A 1,546-nucleotide genomic window follows, 5' to 3' on the forward strand; every position below is an offset into this window, starting at 1 on the left:
GCGCGAGCTGGCCCGGGCGACCGGCGAGACGCGCGGCCCGGCGATCCTCGCGCTGCAGGCGTTGCTGGTGCGCGGCTCCGACCGCGTCGGCGGCCTCGCGGTGCTGAAGGACATGCTGAAGAACGACCTGAACCGGCCCGAAGCGCAGCTCGCGATCGCACGCCAGCAGCTCGCGGTCGACGACAAGGACGGCGCCGCGCAGTCGCTGAAGCAGGCGCTGCAGATCCGCCCCGACTACCTGCCGGCCGCCCTGATGCTGTCGCAGATGGGGCCCGCGGAACGCGCGGCGGGCATCGCGTCGTTCGAGAAGTATGTTCAGCAGAATCCGAAGTCGCGCGATGCGCGGCTCGCGCTGTCGCAGCTCTATCTCGCCGACGATCGCCTCGACGACGCGCAGAAGCAGTTCGAGACGATGCGCAAGCTCGACTCGAAGGATCCGACGCCGCTGATGGCGCTCGCGCTGATCAAGATCCAGCAGAAGAAGCTCGACGAAGCGACGGTCTTCCTGAAGCAGTACGTCCAGCTCGGCGACAAGCAGCCGAACCTCGACGTCGGCCAGGGCTACATCTACCTCGCGCAGATCGCGATCGACCAGAACAACGACGCGCAGGCGTCGCAGTGGCTCGACAAGGTCGACCAGACGAGCCAGCACTACCTCCCCGCGCAGATCACGCGCGCACAGCTGCTGCAGAAACAGGGCAAGACCGACGAGGCGCGCAAGGTGCTCGACGACCTGCCGATCACGGATCCGCGCGATGCGGCCGTGGTCGCACGCACTGACGCATCGATCCTGTTCACCGCGAAGCGCTATCCGGAAGCCGAGGCACGGCTCGGGCAGGCGGTCCAGGACTTCCCCGACGATCCCGACCTGCGCTACGACTACGCGATGGCGGCCGAAAAGACCGGCCACTACACGACGATGGAAAGGCAGTTGCGCGAGCTGATCCGTACGCAGCCCGACAATCCGCAGGCGTACAACGCGCTCGGCTATTCGCTCGCCGACCGCAACCAGCGGCTGCCCGAAGCCAGCAAGCTGATCGACAAGGCGATGACGCTCGCGCCGAACGACGCGTACATCATGGACAGCCTCGGCTGGGTGAAGTACCGGATGGGCGATACGGCCGGCGCGGCGAAGGTGCTGCGGCGCGCGTACGAACTGCAGCCGAACGCCGAGATCGGCGCGCATCTCGGCGAGGTGCTGTGGAAGAGCGGCGCGCAGGATGACGCACGTTCCGCGTGGCGTGACGCGCAGAAGCTCGAGCCGGACAACGACACGCTCGTGCAGACGCTGAAACGCCTCCAGATCAACGGTCTCTGATGCAGATGTTCCCGACGTTTTCCCTTTCCTTCCGCCCGCACCGCACGCTGACCGCATCCTGCGCAGCGCTCGCGCTCGCCGGCTGCGCGACCACGCCGCCGTCGCCCAGCGCCCCAACCGGTGCGGCGCTCCCGACCGCCCCACCGCATGCTCACCATCGCCGCTTCGCGTTGCAGTACTACGACCGTCTCGTCAAGCATCAGAACCTATACAGCAACTTCGTCTAAC

Annotated in this window: 2 protein-coding genes; both read left to right on the forward strand. The window is 67.1% G+C overall.

Features of this window, described 5'->3' with window-relative positions; translation table 11 throughout:
* Positions 1 to 1,318 (forward strand): tetratricopeptide repeat protein (locus tag G3N93_RS39985; protein ID WP_206135520.1); only part of this gene is annotated, 1,318 nt, incomplete at its 5' end.
* Complete coding sequence (locus G3N93_RS39990) at positions 1,318 to 1,545, forward strand: hypothetical protein (RefSeq protein WP_206135521.1); 228 nt, start codon at positions 1,318 to 1,320, stop codon at positions 1,543 to 1,545. The genes G3N93_RS39985 and G3N93_RS39990, both read left to right, overlap by 1 nt.
* Position 1,546 lies beyond the last annotated feature (1 nt).

It is taken from the genome of Burkholderia sp. Se-20378 (assembly GCF_017104665.1).
GTDB classification, from domain to species: domain Bacteria; phylum Pseudomonadota; class Gammaproteobacteria; order Burkholderiales; family Burkholderiaceae; genus Burkholderia; species Burkholderia lata.

Coding starts and splice junctions, on each gene's coding strand:
- G3N93_RS39990 (WP_206135521.1), top strand. CDS start 1,318: ATGCAGATGTTCCCGACGTTTTCCCTTTCCTTCCGCCCGCACCGCACG.